Here is an 18,391-nt window from a genome sequence, read left to right on the forward strand (position 1 = left end):
CAACACGCGAAAGCGAGGATAATCTTCATGTCGACATTCGATACGCCGATCGGCAGGGCGCTGACACAACGCACAGAGGGAAGGGCGGGCTTCGCCGTTTCGCTGCCGGGGCGCGATACTCTGCTGCCCTATCTGGTGCCGGTGGCGATCATCGCGGCGTGGCAGCTTGCGTCCTCCGCCGGCTGGATTTCATCGCGCATCATGCCGTCGCCGGCCGATGTCGCCATTGCGTTCTGGGCAACGTCCATAACGGGCCAGCTTCCGCATGACATCCTGGTCAGCGCCGCGCGCGCCTTTGGCGGACTGCTGGTCGGCGGCGCGATCGGTTTTCTGCTGGGGATTGCCAACGGCGTCTCGAAAGTATCGGAGCAGCTGACGGATACGACGCTGCAGATGCTGCGCACCATCCCGCATCTTGCCATGATCCCGCTGGTCATCCTGTGGTTCGGGATCGGCGAGGAATCGAAGCTGTTCCTCACCTCGCTCGGTGTGCTTTTCCCTGTCTATCTGAACACCTATCATGGTGTTCGCAACGTCGACCGCGACCTGATCGAAATGGGTCGGGTCTACGGCATGGGCAGCTGGACATTGTTCAGGAAGGTGATCTTCCCCGGCGCGCTGCCGTCGATCTTCGTCGGGCTTCGCTATGCACTCGGTATCATGTGGCTGACGCTGATCGTCTCGGAATCGATCGCCGCCTCGTCGGGTATCGGCCACATGGCCAACAACGCCCGCGAGTTCATGATGACGGATGTCGTGGTGCTGGCGCTGGTGATCTACGCGGTGCTCGGCAAGCTCGCCGACGTCGTTGCCCGCGCCCTCGAACGGCGGGCGCTCAAATGGAACCCGGTCTACCAGAAATAGGAGAGACGCCATGACCCTCATTGCGCATGAGCGTTTTCAAGGCGCTACGGACGAGCCGGAATACGAAATAGACGACTCCGCTCCTACCATGGCCGGTGCCGCGTCGATTACGCTAAAGGGTCTCCAGAAGAGCTTCGGCGGCAACAGCGTGCTGCGCGGCATCAGCCTGCATATTCCGGCCGGACAGTTCGTGGCCGTGATCGGCAAGAGCGGCTGCGGTAAAAGCACGCTGCTGCGGATTCTCATGGGACTCGACGAACCTACGGCGGGCGAACTGCATTTCGAGAATGCCGACGGGCTGGATGCCAAGGCCAACGCCCGCATCGTCTTCCAGGAGCCGCGGTTGCTGCCTTGGCTGAGCGTCGTCGACAATGTCGTCGTCGGGCTCGGCGACAAGATCGACAAGCGGCTGGCACGCGGCGAAGCCGAGGCGGTGCTTGCCGAGGTGCAGCTTGCGGAGAAGGCAGAGGAGTGGCCGGCGCGCCTTTCCGGTGGTCAGCGCCAACGGGTCGCGCTTGCGCGTGCGCTGGTGAGCAAGCCGGGCGTCCTTGCGCTCGATGAGCCGCTTGGGGCGCTCGACGCCCTGACACGGATCAGCATGCAGGAGCTGTTGAACCGCGTCTGGCGCGAACTCGGTTTTACGGCGGTGCTGGTGACGCACGACGTCAGCGAGGCGGTGCATCTGGCCGACCGCGTGATCGTGCTGGAGGAGGGGCGCATCGCTCTTGATCTGGCGATCCCGTATCCCCATCCTCGCCGTCACGGCAACCCGGCTCTTGCCGAGCTGGAAGGCAGGCTGCTTGCCGCCATTCTTGGGACGAACGGCGGCCATTGAGCGGACGTTGCGCACGGCCTAGTGAACGACGCCTGCCTCGCGCTCGACGAATGCCTGAATCCGAGCGGCGAGGATTTCGGTTCCCTGCAGCCGTGAGCCGTTGTCGGCATAGCCGTCGAGGAACACAACTTGCTCGGTGAAGAGCATCTTCGTCCCCACGGCCGTGGCTTCGAACGTCACCGTTGCAAGGGACACCGAAATACGGGTGTCGCCAAGTTTCATGTCGTAGGCGTAGACGATGCGCGCGTTCGGGACGATGTCGATATAGCGTGCCTCGTAAACATGGAGGACGCCGTCGGTGTCGGCGACGTGGTTTCGCTCGGCTCCACCGACGCGAAAGTCGAGGCTATATTCCACCGGCGTCCATTCGTCGTGGCAGGCGAACCATTGGCGTTTGGCTTCGGAGTTGGCCCAGGCTGCGAAAACGCGCGATATGGACGCCTTCATGTGGCGCTCGATGGTCAGCGTCGCGTGTTCGGCCGACGTGCTCTTCATGATGTTCTCCCTAGGGCATTTCCGCTTTTCGCCGAATGGCGAAAACGTCCTATCTTTTTGTTTCTACGCAATTTCTGATAGTCTAGTCCGCTTGTTCGTCGGCGAGAAACAGGTCCAACCGGTCAAAGGTCGTATTCCAGCTGGCCTTGCGCTCGGCCAGCCAGCGCTCCAGGTTTGCCAGCGCCTCCTGCTGCAAGCGGTAGGTCCGCACCCGGCCGGTCTTGACCGAGCGTACCAGGCCGCTTTCCTCCAACACGCCAAGATGCTTCATGACAGTGGGCAGGGCCATGGAAAAAGGCTCCGCCAGTTCCGACACGGATGCCGGCCCACGGCCGAGGCGATCGATCATGCCTCGGCGACTGCGATCGGCGAGCGCGTGGAACATGCGGTCAAGGCTGGCTGGCTCCGGCATCATTCGGCGGCGTTCGGCCGGAATCGGGCAGGCAGGTTTTCGCGGTAAGGATAGAATTTGAAATAGGGCATCGCTTGCCGCAGAACCCTTTCAAAGGATGGCCGCTCCAGCAGCCGTTGGTAATAGGCTTTCAGTCGCGGTTGATCGTCGCCGAACGGTACGAGCGTCTCGGCATAGAAGAGGGCGGGCGCTGCACCGCAATCGGCAAGGGTAAAGCTGTCGCCGGTGATCCACCTGCGTCCGTCGAGTTGCCGTTCGATGATCCCGTAGGCTTTCAGGAGCGCTCTCCTGGCGTCGTCCGCGCGGCTCTCATCGCCGTTCTGACGCAGGCGCTCGGCGACAATCTGCTGCATCGGCTCCTGAACGTAGAGATCGTAGAACCGGTCCCAAAGCCGTACTTCCAGCGCATGGTCGAAGTCTTCCGGCACAAGGCGCAGGGGTCCGGGATAGTATCGGTCGAGATATTCCACGATGATCGACGTCTCCGGGACGGTGCGATCGCGCGCTTCGTCGCGCAGGGCGGGCATCTTGCCGAGAGGCGAGAGACGCAAGAAGGCCGCTCTCGACGCCTCGTCGCCGAGATCGACAAGGACGGCCTCGAAGGGCGTGCCGTTCTCATAGAGCGCGACCAGTACCTTGTGGCAGAAGGAAGCAAGCGGATGCTGATGAAGGAAGAGTGTCATGCCATCACCTTTCGTCCCATTGGAAACTTATAGGTTTGGCTAAGTATCAGCTCTTGGGCTTGGCGGCAATCGATTAGTTATCCAATTGGCTAAGTTATTATCTGCGTGACCACGACCGGGATTGTGCCGGTGCCCACCGCCTCAAGCCAGCCGTGCGATTACCAGGTGGCCAGGGGTCGGCTGACCGTCTTCCATGCGGACGTTGATGTCGGCGATCTCGATCAGTTCGAATCCGGTCGACGCCAGACGTTCACGGACATAGGATTCGGCGTGCGCGAAGCGCTGACGCGGGCCGACCATGTAGCTGCGGCCTTCGAGGGTGGCATCCGGCAGGGTCTCGGATGAGAAAATGAACAGGCCGCCCTGCGTCAGGTTCTCTGCAGCGCCAAAGAAGAGCGGCTCGAGCGCACCGAGATAGGGCAAGACGTCGGTGGCGGTGATGAGGTCGAAGGGCTCTTCGTCATTGTCCTCCAGGAAGTCTTCGGCTTCAGCGACGAACAATGTCTCGTAGAGATCCTTCTCGTGGGCGAGCTCGACCATGTTTTCCGAAAGGTCGATACCGGTCATATCCTCGCACAGATCGCGCAGGGTGCCGCCAGTCAGTCCCGTGCCGCAGCCGAGATCCAGCATGCGTTTGAATGGGCCGAGCTTCAGCTCCTGCAGGCGTTGGCGTACGAGCATGGGAACGTGGTAGCCGAGCTGTTCGACGAGGACGTCCTCGAAGACCTCGGCATGTTGGTCGAACAGCGTCTCGACATAGGCATCCGGGGCCTTGGCCGGTGTTTCGCCGCGCCCCATGGCAGCGATACGCACGGCTGCGCCGCCATGGTCATCCGGATCGATTGCGAGGACTTCCTCATAGGCTTTCACGGCCGCATCGACATCGCCGGCCTTTTCCAAAGCCAGCGCCCTGTTGTAGGCTTCCGCAAGTGCGTCTTCATCGATCTTCTTGGCCATAGCAATTCACCACCGTTCTATCTCTTGCGCAGCCTCTACGGCGACTGGTCGGCTTTTGCAATGGCTGCCTTCACGCAGCATCCCGGCAGTCTCGAAGGCGCGCTCGTCCACGGAGCCGGTGGACGTCATTCGTCCGCCACGGCACGCACGTCAGATGGGATCTGCAGCCGAGCGCTAGTTGATGATAAATTCACCCTTCAGCGCCCGCCACTCGGTTGCCGAGATCAGCTTGCGATGAATGTAGCGCACCGAATGCAATGGCCCGTCCAGTTTTTCCTGCCAGAACTTCAGGAAGCCGCGCATCTCGGGAAAATCCGGGGCGAGGTCGTATTCCTGCCATATATAGGTCTGGAGAATCGCCTTGTGATCCGGCATGCGGTAGATGATCTGGGCTGTGGTCAGGCCGTAACCCTGAAGCTGTCTTTCCATTTCCTTGTGCATCGTCGTCTCGCTTCTCGTTCCCACTCGGCGCCTATCAGCGCCCAGTGAAATGGAACCATGACATGGTTAACCGAAGCTTGAGAAAAAGCCAGCAAAAGAAAAGTTTCTTTGTGTTTTCAGTGTGTTAGCAGCTAACTCAGAGGAGTGCTGCCAGATCCTCATCGTTTCAGGTGGCGGGTCAGCCGACGCTCGATCCAGCCCCAGAGGTGACGGAGCGCCTCGACCATGCTGAGATAGAAGATCGCCGCCCACAGGTAGGTCTGGTAGTCGAAGGTGCGGGAGAAGGCGTAGCGCGTCTCTCCCATCAGGTCGAGCACGGTGATGATGGCGACGACAGCCGATCCCTTGATGAGGAGAATGATCTCGTTGCCGTAGGGGCGCAGCGCCACGATGAGGGCCTGGGGCAGGATGATCTTGCCGAAAGCCACGGCCTTGTGAATGCCGAGCGATGCCGCCGCCTCATGCTGGCCGCGCGGTACGCTCTCGATGGCGCCGCGCAGGATCTCGGCCTGATAGGCGGCAGTGTTGATCGTCATCGCAAACAGGCCGCAATACCAGGCATCGCGGAAGAACCACCAGAGACCGACTGACTCGAGCTGCGGACGGAACTGGCCGAGGCCGTAGTAGATGAGGAACAGCTGTGCGAGCAGCGGCGTGCCGCGGAATACGTAGACATAGCAATAAGCTATCCCGTTGATCAGCTTGTTCGGCGACATTCGCGCGAAGGCGAGCGGCAGGGAGAGGATGGCGCCGCAGATCACCGATATCGTAACGAGGGTGATCGTCGTGAAGAGGCCGTGGATATAGCGCGGGCCGTAGCGGGTAAATTTTTCGGGGTCCCAGCCATTGATCACCATTGCGACCAGGACGGCCGCGAGAACGATCCAAAGGCCGACAACTCCATAGCCGGTGACGCGCGCACCCGTGATACGCTTGCGCGCCTCCTTGGGTGCCGGCTGCGGCGGGATCAGGACCTGGGCGTAGCTCATCGGCGGACCTCCGAGCGCTTGGTCCAGCGTTCGATGTAGCTGAGACCGATGGAGGAAATAACGGCGAGCCCGAGATAGATCGCGCAGGCGACGGTGTAGAACAGAAACGCCTGCTTGGTGACCTTCACCGCGACACCGGTCTGGCGCAATATGTCGGCCAGTCCGATGATCGAGACATAGGACGTGTCCTTGAGCAGGATCATCCAGAGATTGACGAGGCCGGGGAGCGCGATGCGCACAAGCTGCGGCAGGACGATGAGCGTCATCGTGCGTCCGCGGTGGAGGCCGAGCGCATCGCCCGCTTCGTATTGGCCCTTGGGGATGGCGCGGAAGGCCGACAGCAAGACTTCTGCGCAATAGGAGGAAAAGACCACGGACAGGGCGATCACGCCTGCAAAGAAGGCGTTTATCTCGACGCGCCCGTCATAGCCGAAGGATGCGAGAACCGATTGGATGAGGATCTGCATGCCGTAGTAGATGATGAACAGCGTCAGCAGTTCCGGCAGGCCTCGAAAGATCGTGGTGTAGATGCCGGCGGCAAGGCGCACCGATTTTTCCTCGGACTGCTGGCCGAGAGCAACCGCGAAGCCGATGAGGAGGCCGATCGGCAGCGTCACGAGTGCGACAGCAATCGTGACCTTCAGGCCGGCGGCAATCTCGTCGCCCCAGCCGGTATCTCCGCAGGCAAGGATCGTCGAAGAGCCGAACCAGGTGAAAAGCCCAGCAGGTCCGCAAAGCGGATCAAACACATATCCAATCCAGGTCCACAACGAACCCAGCGCGGAAAATAATCCGCCCATGCCACTCTTCCCCTCGCGGCTTTTTGCCGCTTTGATCTTGCTATCTTTGTCAAACAAAAATGGCGGAAGGGCAAGCCTTCCGCCATCACCTTTGTCAGCGGCGTACAGAATTTATCATTCGCCGTAAACGTTGAAGTCGAAGTACTTGTCCTGGATCTTCTTGTAGGTGCCGTCGGCGCGGATTGCAGCGATCGCCGTGTTCAGCTTTTCGCGCAGCGGATCGCCTTGACGGACGGCAATGCCGGCGCCTACGCCGTTGATTTCCTTGTCGACGGGAAGTGTCGTCAGGATCTTGCAGCATGCGCCGGCATCCGACTTGACCCACTGAGAGAGCACCACGACGTCATCGATGACGGCATCGACGCGGCCGTTGGCGATATCGAGCTTGTACTCGTCGGCGGTCGGGTAAAGCTTAAGCTCGGTGTCGGGAAGATGCTTTTCAGCGTAATTGGAGTGGGTCGTGGACGTCTGCGCGCCGATCGTCTTGCCCTTGAGGCCGGCAACGTCGGTGACGGTCGAGTCCTTAGGCACGGCGACTGCCGGCGGGGTGTTGTAGTACTTGTTGGTGAAGTCGACGAGCTTGGAGCGCTCCGGCGTAATCGACATGGACGAGATGATCATGTCGAACTTCTTTGCCTGCAGGGCGGGGATGATACCGTCCCAGTCGCTGCTGACGATGGTGCATTCGGCTTTCATTTCGGCGCAGAGCGCGCGAGCGATATCCATATCGAAGCCGAGGAACTGGCCGCTGGCGTCGACATACTCGAAGGGCGGGTAGGTCGAGTCGGTGCCGATGACATACTTCTCGCCATCGGCCATTGCCGAGCCGGCGAATAGTGACATCGCGGCGATCGAGGCGGCAGCGAGAAAACGGGTGGAGATGCGCATGTTAGTCCTCTCTGTTGGTGACCGCCGACCATCTTCTTGTTTTGCGGCGGCGGCCCGGATGGGGCGCTGCCTAGCAGCGCCTTACCCCGATAATCAATCTCTTTCTGCTAAAATTGCAACTGGAATCGCAGCGCTCTTGTGCCCTGCAAACAACGACTGAGATGAACATTGGCCCACCGCCACATTCATACCGGGTTAATGCGGCAGTTCCTAAAAGCGTGGAACAGATTCAACCGTGCTCAGTTTCTGGACGCTGGTTTGCGTCCCGCAGCAGACGCGGCAACGAACGCGCCCAAGAGAAGAAGTCATCAAGAGGAGCCCCTATGGGAATGAAATCCAGATTGTTTGCCAGTGCGGCCTTTCCGCTGCTGTCCCTGTCGCTCGTGATGCCTCCGGCACATGTGTTTGCGGCGGCAGCAAGCGTCGAGCAGGCCGGCACGACACCGCAGGCGATCGCCGGCAGCTTCGAGGTCGCGCAGGAAGCTGCACCCGAGGTTGCGCAGGAAGCTGCACCCGAGGTTGCGCAGGAAGCTGCACCCGAGGTTGCGCAGGAAGCGGCACCCGAGGTTGCGCAGGAAGCGGCGCCAGTGGTCGCGCAGGAAGCGGCGCCAGTGGTCGCGCAGGATGCGGCCCCAGTGGTTGCGCAGGATGCGCCCACGGACGAGGAGCTGTTGAAGAAGCGCCGCAAGCAGCCCGAAGCTCAGGAACAGCAGCAGGCTCCGGCCGAAGCCCCCGCCAAGCAGCCTGAACCGCAGGCTCAACAACAGGAGGCTCCGGCCGAAAAGCCGCGCGCGCAGCCCGAACCCGCGGCCGAACAGCCCTCTCAGCAACAGGACGCGCCTGTGGAAAAGCCGCGCAAGAAGCGCGAACCCGCCGCCGAACAGCCGGCGGCCGAACAGCCCGCTACCGAGCAGCCGGTACAGCAGGAGACCCCGGTCGAGAAGCCGCGCAAGAAGCGGGACAAGCAGCAGCTGGAAGAGGCTGCACCGCAGCAGCAGTTGGATCAATCTGCGCCGCAGACCGATCAGGCGCAGCCGCAAAACGACGAGCAGAAGCCTTCGCGCAAGAAAGGCGAGCAGCCCGCCGCCGATGGCGGCGAACAGCCGGTGAAACCGCGCAAGAAGGCCGCCGAAGAAGCGCCGCAGGCGCAGCCCGAGGGCCAGAAGCCGGCCGCCGAGCAGGCGCCAGCCTCACAGGAACAGGCCGTCCCGGAAAAGGCACCCAAGCCGCAGGAAGAACCCGCAGCCGGAAAGGCGAGCACTCCCGAGCAACAGCCCGGGGACGCAAAGCCGCCGGTCCAGCAGCAGGGCGAGGCGCCGGCCCAGCAACCCGCCGATGCTCCTCAGCAGCAGGGTGAGCAGATCGTTCCGGCGCAGCCGAACGGTGGCGCGCAACCCGCAGCAGGTCAGGCCGAGCAGTCCATCCCAGCGCCCGAGAAGGTCACCCCGAAGGAGCTGGAGCGCCGCAAGGAGATCGCCGCCGATCCAAGCAAGAGCACCGAAACCGTCGTCCTTCCTGTTGAAAACGGCGCCGCGGTTCTCGACAGCGACAAGGACGCCGATCGTTCAGGTGGCGTCCAGTCCCGCCGCGATCGCGACAAGCAGCGTGGCCAGGAGCAGCAGGTGCGAGTCCCCAAGTCGGATGCCGACGCACAGATTGCCCCGGACGGCGCCAGGCAGGCACCGCTGAAGATCGAAGCCATCACCAGCGAACAAGGCCGGCGTCTTGATCAGCGGCCGCAGTTCGCCCGGCCGGACGGCGCCAACTACGGTCAGCGTGGCGATGACAACCGTGTGATCATCCAGTTCAACAACCAGACCTTCGTTCGCGGTGACGATGACCGCCGTTTCCTGCGCGACGGCGAACGGCCGATCTACGAGCAGCTGCCGCGTGACCGTTATCGTGAGACGATCGATCGGGACGGGTACCAGATCGTGACGGTTCGCAACCGGTACGGCGATATCATCCAGCGTTCGCGCATCGACAATCGTGGCCGCGAGCACGTGCTCTACTATACCCCGGAACTTTACGATAATCCGGACCGCGACTACTTCCAGGATCCGGGTGCCGATCTGCCGCCCATGCGCCTGCGCATTCCGCTGCAGGACTACATCATGGACACGAGCAGCGACGAGGACCGCGACTACTACGACTTCCTGCGCGAGCCGCCGGTCGAGCCTGTCGAGCGCGTCTATTCGCTGAACGAAGTGAAGTATTCGGCGCGTATCCGCGACAAGGTGCGTCGTATCGATCTGGATACGGTCACCTTTGCGACAGGAAGTGCTGAAATCCCCATGAGTCAGGCACGCAGCCTGCGCAAGGTGGCCGATGCGATCAATGAAGTCCTGAAGAAGGATCCGACGGAAACCTTCCTGATCGAAGGTCACACGGATGCCGTCGGTTCGGACCAAAGCAACCTGATTCTTTCGGACCAGCGCGCGGAATCGGTTGCCAACGTGATGAGCGATGTCTACGGCATTCCGCCGGAAAACCTTGCGACACAGGGCTACGGCGAACGCTACCTGAAGGTCAATACGCAGGGACCTGAGCAGGAAAACCGCCGTGTTACCATCCGCCGCGTAACCGCGCTGGTACGGCCGGTTGCCTCGCGCAACTAAGCGAAGCGACAGCAGAACGATTGGGGGCCGCCGGGTGACCGGCGGCTTCTCTATTTTCGCGGCGCCAAAGCGACGGTGGCCGCTATGAAGTCGGCGATGGCGTTCGTGTCGTCCAGGTCGAATATGGGCAGGGCACTATCGGCGATCGGATGGTCGGCGGCAATGGCCACGATGTGCGGATCGGTCGGCGCCAGGGGCTCGCGGTTTGCGGCGTCCAGGCGGCGAGCCTCGATCTTCGGAATCGGCTCGCGCTTGTAGCCCTCGATCAGCACGAGGTCGCAAGGTGCGATACGGGCGAGGATCTCATCGAATGTCGGCTCCGGGGCGCCGCGCAGCTCATGCATGATGGCATAGCGGGTGCCGGAGACAATCGTCACCTCATGCGCGCCGGCTTGCCGGTGGCGATAGCTGTCCGCTCCGACCTTGTCGATGTCGAAGTCGTGGTGGGCATGTTTTATCGTCGAAATCCTGTAACCGCGCCGCGTGAATTCCTCGACGAGTCGAACGGCAAGGCCGGTCTTGCCGGAATTCTTCCATCCCGAAATGCCGAAGATCCTGGGTTTTGTCGTCATGCGAGCACCTTCAGCCAGCGTTCGGCCTCGGTGAGGTCATCGGGCGTGTTGACGTTGAAGAATGGATCGAGAAGGCTCGCCCGCGTCGGGCGCAGGGGGAATGCGACTTCCGTAACGTCATGCCGTAACAGGAAGTCGCGGACGCGGCGCTTCTGGTCCGTGGCTATCCAGGTTTCGAGGTCCTCTGCGAGCGAGACCGGCCAAAGACCGAATACCGGATGGACTCTACTTTCGGAGGTCGCGACGGCGATCTTTTCCGGTGCATCGACCGCATCTGCGAGCCAATCCACGAGGTCGGTGGGGAAGAACGGGCTGTCGACGGAAACCGTGACGACATGCGTGACGGCGGCAAGCGATGCGCCATACGCCATGGCGGCATGGATCCCGGCCATCGGCCCGGCCTTGCCGGGAATGATATCGGGAATGAACGGGCGACTGCAATTGTGCGGCGTCACATCCGCATTGACGGCGATGGCGCTGACCTGAGGGGACAGTTGCTCGATAACCCGGTCGAGCAACGTGCGGCCGGCCAGCGTCACGGAAGCCTTGTCACGGCCCATCCGGGACGATCGCCCGCCCGCAAGGACGACGCCGGGAATGTTGGATCGGTCCAGCATAAATTCGCTCATGGTGCCTCAGACAGGGGTTCTCGGTTCGGACTCTTGCGCGACCGGCGAGCCGCGGCGCTTGGCCTCACGATAGAATGTATAGAGGCCGGAGGCGATGACGATGGCTGCGCCCATCAGGGTCCAGCCGTCAGGTATCTCGGCGAAGAAAAAGAAGCCCAGCAAAGCAGAGAAGATCAGGCTCGTATAGCGCAGTGGCGCGACGAAGGAGATTTCGCCGGTTCGCATAGCCAGGATCACCGACTGGTAGCCCACGAGCACCAGTACCGCCGCCAGTGCAATGTGAGACAACGATGTCGCGCTGACCGGCCGCCAGCCGCCCAGCAGGGGGATGAGCATTGCGCCAAAGATCGAAACGGAGACCGCCGTTACGACCGTGATCATCAGCGATGGAATTTCCGGGTCAACGCTGCGGGTTGCGAGGTCTCTGCCTGCCGTCACCAGGACGCTGGCGACGCAAAGCAACGCCGCTGCCGTAAAGCCCTCCGGACCGGGCCGGATGATGATGATCACGCCGATCAGGCCGACGAGAATGGCCGACCAGCGGCGCCAGCCGACCGGCTCACGGAAAAAGAGCGCAGCTCCAAAGGTTACGACGAGCGGCAGCGACTGCAGAATGGCGGAGGCGTTGGCGATCGGCATCATTCCGAGCGCGGTGATATATGTAACCGCAGCCAGCATCTCGCAGACGACGCGGACGATCACCATCGGTTTCAGGACCACTTTCAAGGAGCGAAGTGCGCCCATTTTCCGTGCGATCAGATAGACGAGGATGCTGGTGATCAGACCGCGCAGGCACATGAGCTGGCCGGCATTCATGTAGGCGACGACAGATTTCGAGAGGGCATCGCTGGCGGAGAATCCGGCCATGGCCGACGTCATGTAGATTGCACCCTCAGTATTGCGTGACCGCGACATGAAACTCTTCCGATTCCCGTACGGCTCCTTTTAGTGTGGAAGGGCAATTAGGGAAATCGAATGGAGGACACACCTGCAATAAATCTATCGTGCGTTGCTCGACTGAAGGTCGAACCAGACTCACGTTGCGTAATGCACGTGAGACAGTTCGCCTAACATTATGCGTTCACGATATTTTTGACGCGGTGTGTGAGGGGGAGCCGGCGAAGCGGCAGTCACCCCCCGGTGACGCTCATGTGACGGGCGACGGCAGGGCGGTTGTGGGTGCGGTCGATGATGAAGTCGTGCCCCTTCGGCTTGCGGGAAATCGCCTCGTCGATTGCGGCAAAGAGCAAGGCGTTGTCCTCGGTGGCGCGTATCGTCGCGCGCAGGTCGGCGGCGTCGTTCTGGCCGAGGCACATGTAGAGCGTGCCGGTGCAGGTCAGGCGGACGCGATTGCAGCTTTCGCAGAAATTGTGCGTCATCGGGGTGATGAAGCCGAGGCGACCGCCGGTTTCCTTGACCTCGACATAGCGTGCCGGGCCGCCGGTGCGATAGCCGGTCTCGCTCATCGTGAAGTTGCGCTCGAGGTCTGCGCGGAGCTTGGAAAGCGGCAGGTAGCGGTCCGTACGGTCCTCTTCGATTTCGCCCATCGGCATGGTTTCGATGACGGTAAGGTCCATCCCGCGGCCATGCGCGAAGCGGATCATCTCCGGCATCTCGACGTCGTTGAAATCCTTCAGCGCGACGGCGTTTAGCTTGATTTTCAAGCCCGCCTTCTGCGCGGCTTCGATGCCTTCCATCACCTTGGCGAAATCGCCCCACCGGGTGATCTGGCGGAACTTGTCCGGGTCGAGCGTGTCGAGCGAAACATTGATGCGGCGGACGCCGCAATCGTACAGCTCGTCGGCAAAACGGGAAAGCTGCGAGCCGTTGGTCGTCAGCGTCAGTTCATCGAGACCGGAGCCGATCTGCTTGCCGAGTTCGCGCACGAGGTACATGATGTTCTTGCGTACCAGGGGCTCGCCGCCGGTCAGCCGCAGCTTGCGCACACCCTTGGCAATGAAAGCGGAACAGAGCCGGTTCAGTTCCTCCAGCGTGAGGAGATCCTTTTTCGGGAGGAAGTTCATGTTTTCCGCCATGCAATAGGTGCAGCGGAAGTCGCAACGGTCGGTCACAGACACGCGCAGATAGCTGATCGCCCGCTGGAACGGATCGATCATCGGCCGTGCGTCCGCCACCAGCGGGGTGGCATTGCCAACGTTTCCAACTTTGCTGTTCACCACTGCCTCCGCGATGCCAATTATGTGTGTATACGCCATTGCAGCGTCAAGTGAAACGGCGGCGGACCACGGCAAATTGAACTTGCCTCGCACAGCGTCATTGCCTACTCCTGAAATCGAAGGGGACCGGGATCATGAGCGATATATGGCCGACTGAACTCAGGGTATCGAAGGACCGGCAGCGTCTCGCCGTGACCTTCAACGACGGGGAGAGCTTCGAACTGTCGGCGGAGATGCTGCGGGTGCTTTCGCCCTCAGCCGAAGTGCAGGGGCACGGACCGGGCCAGAAGCTGACTGTGCCGGGCAAGCGCAATGTCGGGATCATGTCAATGACGCCGACCGGAAACTACGCCGTTCGCATAGGCTTCGATGACATGCACGATACCGGCATCTTCACCTGGACCTATCTGCGCGAACTCGGCGAACGCGGCGAAGAGCTGTTCAGCGCCTATGAAAACGAACTGCGCGAGAAAGGCATGACTCGCGACACATCGGAAAAGCCGCGCTAGGCGAACTACGGCCACACGGGGGAACGCATGGCGACACCGAAACAACGAAACTGGCTGCGTACGAAGGGCACTCCGGGAGGCAGCAGGGTTACATTCCTGGAACTCTTCTTCGACCTGGTCTTCGTTTTCTCGATATCGCAGTTGTCGCATGCGCTTGCTGCACACTATACGCCGCTCGGCGCCCTCGAGGCCGGGCTGATGACGTTTGCGGTCTGGTGGGTGTGGATTTTCACGGCTTGGGTGACCAACTGGCTCGATCCGGACAAGATGCCGGTGCGCGGCATGCTGGTCGTGCTGATGCTGCTCGGCCTTGTGCTGTCGGCCTCCATTCCCGAGGCTTTCGGCGACAAGGGCCTGCTGTTTGCCTGTGCCTACGTGGCGATGCAGGTCGGTCGCTCGGTTTTTATGGCTTACGCGGTCAAACAGGCCAGTTCGCTGCATTATCGCAACTTCATCCGTATCTGCGCCTGGCTGATCGTATCCGGCGTTTTCTGGATCGCCGGTGGCTTACTGGAGCACGAAGCCCGGCTCGTCGCATGGCTGGTGGCGATCGCCATCGAATATGCGGGACCGGCTTCAGGCTTTTTCGTGCCCGGTCTTGGGAAGTCGACCGCGGCCGACTGGGATGTATCCGGCGCCCACATGGCGGAGCGTTGCGCGCTTTTCATCATCATCTGCCTTGGCGAGGCTATCCTGGTCTCCGGACGCACCTTCTCCGAACTGCCGTTTTCGACACTGACCGCTGTCGTGTTCGCAACCGGCTTCATCGGCACCGTCACCATGTGGTGGCTTTATTTCCGATTTGGGCACGAACGGGCAGCGCACCGCATCGAGCACGACGAGACACCCGGCAGTATTGCGCGGCAGGCGTTCACCTATGCGCATATCCCTATCCTGGCAGGCATTATCGTGCATGCGGTCGCCGTGGAGTTCATGTTCTCGCACCCGCACGAGACTGGAGACCTTGGCGTCATCGCGGCTGTCCTTGGCGGCTCCGGCTTGTTCCTGGCCGGCAATCTCTGGTTCAAGGGCGCAACGAGCAGGAAGCCGCCGCTGTCGCACTTTGCCGGTCTGGTCTTGTTGATATTGCTTGCCTTCGTCGCCCCGTTTATCGAGGTCTACGTGATGGGCATGCTGGCGACGTTCGTGCTGATCGTCGTCGCCGCCTGGGAATACCGTTCGCTTTCCGCGCAGCCGGTCACTCACACGCTGCACTGAGACTAGTCGTCCTCGCGCAGATCCTGTTGAAGAACGGCGACGATGCGTTCCATGGAGGTCGCCATAGCCATGCACTGATCGATCGGCTCCGGCGAAAGCACACGCTCGATCAGGTCGGTCTGGATCACCATGGCCTTTTCTGTGACGTTTCGACCTTCCTCGGTGAGGAACAGCCTCAGCACGCGCTTGTCCTTCTCGTGGCCTTTGCGTTCGATCAGGCCTCGCTTTTCCATCTGCGGCAGCAGCATGCTCATATTCGAGCGCCCGACGAGGAGCTTGCGGGCGAGCTCCTGCTGAGAGATACCCTCGAATCGATAGAGATTGATCAGGATATCGAGGTGTGGCGTCTTGATGTCCAAATCGGCCAGCGAACGGCCGAGTGACAGCTGCATGAGCTGACAGGCACGGGCAACGGCGATCCAGCTGCGAAAACGCGGATGATCCCATGGTAGGGGTTGATTTTTGTTCATCGTTGTACTTTATTGTTCAGTGTTGAACATAATTGGATTCCCACTATGGCAAACTTTGCAGCGAAGGTCACCCGCCTCGGTTTCCCGCTCGTCGAAGGCATTTCACCAACACTCGCAGGCAAGGCGGCGTTCCGCCTGTTCTGCCGGACACCATCCGCAAAACCGCATGGCGAGAAGGCGAGAGCAGCGCATACGGCGGGAACGCAGAAGCTTGCGGGTGCGGAGACGTTCGCACTCCGGCTCGCCGGCGGGCGTCGCGCCCATGCCTATCGGCTGAACGGCGGTTCGGTCGGAATGCGCGAGCGCTATCTTGTGACGCACGGCTGGGGATCGAGTATCGCCTACATGGCCGATCTTGTCGCGGCATTGGCGGCGACGGGCGCCGAGGTGATCGCCCTCGATTTTCCCGGGCATGGCCGCGCAGGCGGCCGCTTTCTTCATATGGGATTGGCCGTGCATGCGATCAGGGCGGCAGAGGAACGCTTTGGACCGTTCGATGCAGTCATCGGGCATTCCTTCGGCGGCGCAGCGCTGTTGGCGGCGGCTGCCGGGATGCTGCCAGACCTGCCTGCCGTCGTCCCGCACAAGCTCGTCCTGATCGGATCACCGAGCGAAATGCACTGGCTGTTCAAGGGGTTCGGCAAGATGCTTGGGCTAGGCAAAGCGGCGCAATCGGTGCTGGAACATGAAGTCCATCGCGTCACCGGTCGGAGACTTGAGGACTTCGATGCAGGGAAGGCGGCAGGAACCATCCGGCGTCCCGTATTGGTCGTTCACGCCGAGGACGACAAGGAGGTCAGTGCCAGCCATGCGCGTCGTTACGCGGCGTTGGGCGAGACGGTGAGGGTGCATTGGGCAAATGGCTTCGGACACCGCCGCATCGTCAGCGCCGCGCCGGTACTCGAGGTTGTCCGTGATTTTCTCGGCGACGATGATCTGGTCGAGAATGCCGAGGTAGTGACGCTTTTTGACGTTTCCACGAAACGAGCGTCATTGTAGCGTCATCGTAGTCGGCTAATCGCCGCACGGACAACGCGACAGGGCGATCATGAAAATCATCACGACACTGGAAGAACTCGGGGCAATCTATGGCGGAGGCCTGAGTCAGGCATCTGTTGCAAAGGTGACGAAGCACCTGACGCCGCTGTACCGGCAGATGATCGAGGTCTCGCCGTTCGTTGCGTTGGCAACCGTTGGGCCCGAGGGCCTCGATTGCTCGCCTCGCGGCGACATCGGCGGCGTGGTGCGCGTCGTCGACGACAAGACGCTGCATATGCCTGACTGGCGCGGCAACAATCGCGTCGACTCGCTGTCCAATATCGTCCGCGATCCTCGCCTGGCTCTGATGTTTCTCATTCCCGGTTCGAACACGACGATGCGGATCAACGCGCGCGGCGTGGTCTCGAACGACGAGGCACTGGTGGCAAGCTTTGAGATGGACGGCAGGAACCCGCGGACGGTGATCGTCATCACGATCGATGAAGTCTACTTTCAGTGCGCGAGGGCGTTGATGCGGTCCGAGCTGTGGAATCCAGAGCATTTCGTAGACACCGGGAGCCTGCCGACGCCAGGCCTGATGCTGAAAGCCGCAACCGACGAATTCGACCATGAGACCTACGATCGCGAATGGGCCGGTCGCGCCGCTAAGACGATGTGGTGACGCAGATCGTCGATTGGCAAATGCGGGTTTGGGAGGAAAACGCTACCCTTTGTAGATCAGCCAGCTCTTGATGAAATCCTTCTGCATGCCGTCTTCGAAAAGAACGCTGCAGTTGCGTCCTGAATTCTTGGCGCCATAGAGCGCAACGTCGGCCCGGTGGTACAGTTCGCCGGGGTCTTCGGCTGTGGAGGCCATGCAGACGCCGATAGAAACGGTCACCGGCCCGTAGTTGATCCGGGTGCGGGAGTTCTTGAAGGGGGTAGCCTCGAGCGTGCGGCGGATGCGCTCTGCCGTTCCCATGACTTCGTCAGCAGTGTTGCCTTCGATGATCAAGGCGAACTCTTCGCCGCCAGTGCGTGCCACGAAGACGTCGCGTCGAACATTGGCGCGGATCACAGAGGCCACGGTCGCCAGGATCTTGTCGCCGACCGGATGGCCGTAGCTGTCGTTGATCTTTTTGAAATTGTCGATATCGGCAAGGACGAGCGCTGTGACGGGGCGCATTGCAGGATTGTTGAAGACAGCAGCAAGGCGGTCGTCGAAGGCACGCCGATTGGACAGCCGCGTGAGGGAGTCCGTGTTGGCGATGCGCTTGTACTCGTCGAGTTCCTTGCGGACCTGGTCCATTTCCTGCGATCGTTGAACGACGTTCTCGACCGTCCGTTCGCCATGCGCCATTGTATCTCCGGTCGCTTCGGTGAGCAGATCGAGCGCGTTCTGGATGAGGTCGGCGCTTGAATGGTTCTTCGAGTTGATCCGGTTGTAGGTCTCGCCGAGCAGCTTATTGTAGCTCTCGAGCGAAGTCTGTTCCTGGCGAAGGACACGCAGCAGCGTCTCCAGCTCTGCCGCAATACGCCTGTGGGCGTCATCGTAGATGCGCGCCGGGCTGTGCGTGAAGTGCTGTGTGCCGAGCTCGTCCAGTTCCTCCTGGCTGGCGTGGCTGCCCAATGCCGCCAGGTCTTTGGTCAGGGCGGGATTCGATCCGATATAGGCTTCATAGAAGAGTTCGTAGTTCCTCGGGATCGGAGCTACGCCCATTGAGCGCATGGCAAAGGTGATCTGGCCCGCCACATCGGGAACCTGCGCCCTGGGCGCCACAGCCGTAGTCATTCGGCTACTCCTCTTGAAGATCTCAAATGCAGTCTTCTATTTGTTAGCTTAAATTTGTTGGGAA

21 protein-coding genes are annotated in these 18,391 nt (G+C 61.2%); 7 read left to right on the plus strand and 14 right to left on the minus strand.

Annotated features, from left to right (window positions below):
- Window positions 1–27 precede the first annotated feature (27 nt).
- Both ASC97_RS11480 and ASC97_RS11485 read left to right on the plus strand, forming a co-directional pair.
- On the plus strand, window positions 28–864 hold the full coding sequence (locus ASC97_RS11480; RefSeq protein WP_057468479.1) for an ABC transporter permease subunit: 837 nt from the start codon (window positions 28–30) through the stop codon (window positions 862–864).
- Between the two features lie 10 nt (window positions 865–874).
- Window positions 875–1,699 (plus strand): ATP-binding cassette domain-containing protein, encoded by an 825-nt coding sequence (locus ASC97_RS11485; protein WP_057468480.1) that lies wholly within the window; start codon window positions 875–877, stop codon window positions 1,697–1,699.
- Between the two features lie 18 nt (window positions 1,700–1,717).
- Here ASC97_RS11485 and ASC97_RS11490 read toward each other — a convergent pair whose 3' ends face one another.
- The 8 genes from ASC97_RS11490 to ASC97_RS11525 all read right to left on the minus strand — a co-directional run bounded on the left by ASC97_RS11490 (window position 1,718) and on the right by ASC97_RS11525 (window position 7,364).
- Window positions 1,718–2,194 (minus strand): SRPBCC family protein, encoded by a 477-nt coding sequence (locus ASC97_RS11490; protein WP_057468481.1) that lies wholly within the window; start codon window positions 2,192–2,194, stop codon window positions 1,718–1,720.
- 82 nt (window positions 2,195–2,276) lie between these two features.
- Window positions 2,277–2,609 (minus strand): ArsR/SmtB family transcription factor, encoded by a 333-nt coding sequence (locus ASC97_RS11495; RefSeq protein WP_057468482.1) that lies wholly within the window; start codon window positions 2,607–2,609, stop codon window positions 2,277–2,279.
- A complete protein-coding gene (locus tag ASC97_RS11500; RefSeq protein WP_057468483.1) occupies window positions 2,606–3,289 on the minus strand; it encodes a glutathione S-transferase family protein in 684 nt (227 codons plus the stop codon). Before ASC97_RS11500 ends, ASC97_RS11495 begins: the two co-directional genes overlap by 4 nt.
- Before the next feature lie 141 nt (window positions 3,290–3,430).
- Window positions 3,431–4,246, minus strand: coding sequence for a methyltransferase (locus ASC97_RS11505; RefSeq protein WP_057468484.1), 816 nt, complete (start codon window positions 4,244–4,246; stop codon window positions 3,431–3,433).
- A 174-nt stretch (window positions 4,247–4,420) separates the two neighbouring features.
- A complete protein-coding gene (locus ASC97_RS11510; protein ID WP_057468485.1) occupies window positions 4,421–4,687 on the minus strand; it encodes an usg protein in 267 nt (88 codons plus the stop codon).
- Between the two features lie 158 nt (window positions 4,688–4,845).
- A complete protein-coding gene (locus ASC97_RS11515) occupies window positions 4,846–5,676 on the minus strand; it encodes an ABC transporter permease (protein ID WP_057468486.1) in 831 nt (276 codons plus the stop codon).
- Window positions 5,673–6,476: an ABC transporter permease gene (locus ASC97_RS11520; RefSeq protein WP_057468487.1), complete on the minus strand. Its 804-nt coding sequence runs from the start codon at window positions 6,474–6,476 to the stop codon at window positions 5,673–5,675. The genes ASC97_RS11515 and ASC97_RS11520 overlap by 4 nt, the downstream gene beginning before the upstream one ends.
- A 114-nt stretch (window positions 6,477–6,590) precedes the next feature.
- Window positions 6,591–7,364 (minus strand): transporter substrate-binding domain-containing protein, encoded by a 774-nt coding sequence (locus ASC97_RS11525; RefSeq protein ID WP_037061208.1) that lies wholly within the window; start codon window positions 7,362–7,364, stop codon window positions 6,591–6,593.
- A 323-nt stretch (window positions 7,365–7,687) separates the two neighbouring features.
- On the opposite strand from ASC97_RS11525, the gene ASC97_RS11530 reads away from it, so the two are divergent.
- Window positions 7,688–9,982 carry an OmpA family protein gene (locus ASC97_RS11530; protein WP_057468488.1) on the plus strand — a complete coding sequence of 765 codons (2,295 nt, stop codon included), beginning with the start codon at window positions 7,688–7,690 and terminating at the stop codon, window positions 9,980–9,982.
- Between the two features lie 50 nt (window positions 9,983–10,032).
- Here the strand turns inward: ASC97_RS11530 and mobB are convergent, their stop codons facing one another.
- The 4 genes from mobB to moaA form a co-directional block, all read right to left on the minus strand.
- Entirely contained in the window at window positions 10,033–10,554 is a 522-nt protein-coding gene (mobB, locus tag ASC97_RS11535) for a molybdopterin-guanine dinucleotide biosynthesis protein B (RefSeq protein WP_057468489.1), read from the minus strand.
- Window positions 10,551–11,183, minus strand: a complete 633-nt coding sequence (gene mobA, locus ASC97_RS11540) for a molybdenum cofactor guanylyltransferase MobA (RefSeq protein ID WP_057468490.1) — start codon at window positions 11,181–11,183, stop codon at window positions 10,551–10,553. Before mobA ends, mobB begins: the two co-directional genes overlap by 4 nt.
- 6 nt (window positions 11,184–11,189) lie before the next feature.
- On the minus strand, window positions 11,190–12,098 hold the full coding sequence (locus tag ASC97_RS11545; RefSeq protein WP_057468491.1) for a DMT family transporter: 909 nt from the start codon (window positions 12,096–12,098) through the stop codon (window positions 11,190–11,192).
- A gap of 215 nt (window positions 12,099–12,313) precedes the next feature.
- A complete protein-coding gene (gene moaA, locus ASC97_RS11550; protein WP_443216739.1) occupies window positions 12,314–13,399 on the minus strand; it encodes a GTP 3',8-cyclase MoaA in 1,086 nt (361 codons plus the stop codon).
- 95 nt (window positions 13,400–13,494) lie between these two features.
- Here moaA and ASC97_RS11555 point away from each other — a divergent pair, with 95 nt between their 5' ends.
- Entirely contained in the window at window positions 13,495–13,869 is a 375-nt protein-coding gene (locus tag ASC97_RS11555; protein ID WP_057468492.1) for a gamma-butyrobetaine hydroxylase-like domain-containing protein, read from the plus strand.
- A 27-nt stretch (window positions 13,870–13,896) separates the two neighbouring features.
- Window positions 13,897–15,087, plus strand: a complete 1,191-nt coding sequence (locus tag ASC97_RS11560) for a low temperature requirement protein A (RefSeq protein ID WP_057468493.1) — start codon at window positions 13,897–13,899, stop codon at window positions 15,085–15,087.
- Between the two features lie 2 nt (window positions 15,088–15,089).
- On the opposite strand, the gene ASC97_RS11565 is transcribed toward ASC97_RS11560, so the two are convergent.
- Window positions 15,090–15,557, minus strand: coding sequence for a MarR family winged helix-turn-helix transcriptional regulator (locus ASC97_RS11565; RefSeq protein ID WP_057468494.1), 468 nt, complete (start codon window positions 15,555–15,557; stop codon window positions 15,090–15,092).
- A gap of 45 nt (window positions 15,558–15,602) precedes the next feature.
- Here ASC97_RS11565 and ASC97_RS11570 point away from each other — a divergent pair, with 45 nt between their 5' ends.
- Together ASC97_RS11570 and ASC97_RS11575 are read left to right on the plus strand one after the other, a co-directional pair.
- Window positions 15,603–16,556: an alpha/beta hydrolase gene (locus tag ASC97_RS11570; protein WP_057468495.1), complete on the plus strand. Its 954-nt coding sequence runs from the start codon at window positions 15,603–15,605 to the stop codon at window positions 16,554–16,556.
- 49 nt (window positions 16,557–16,605) lie between these two features.
- The gene (locus tag ASC97_RS11575; protein WP_057468496.1) at window positions 16,606–17,217 is read left to right on the plus strand and encodes a pyridoxamine 5'-phosphate oxidase family protein; all 612 of its coding nucleotides are present in this window, start codon (window positions 16,606–16,608) and stop codon (window positions 17,215–17,217) included.
- A gap of 42 nt (window positions 17,218–17,259) precedes the next feature.
- Here ASC97_RS11575 and ASC97_RS11580 read toward each other — a convergent pair whose 3' ends face one another.
- Window positions 17,260–18,327, minus strand: a complete 1,068-nt coding sequence (locus tag ASC97_RS11580; protein WP_057468497.1) for a GGDEF domain-containing protein — start codon at window positions 18,325–18,327, stop codon at window positions 17,260–17,262.
- Window positions 18,328–18,391: the final 64 nt, after the last annotated feature.

The sequence above is a fragment of the Rhizobium sp. Root1203 genome (assembly GCF_001424945.1).
Classification (GTDB): Bacteria; Pseudomonadota; Alphaproteobacteria; order Rhizobiales; family Rhizobiaceae; genus Rhizobium.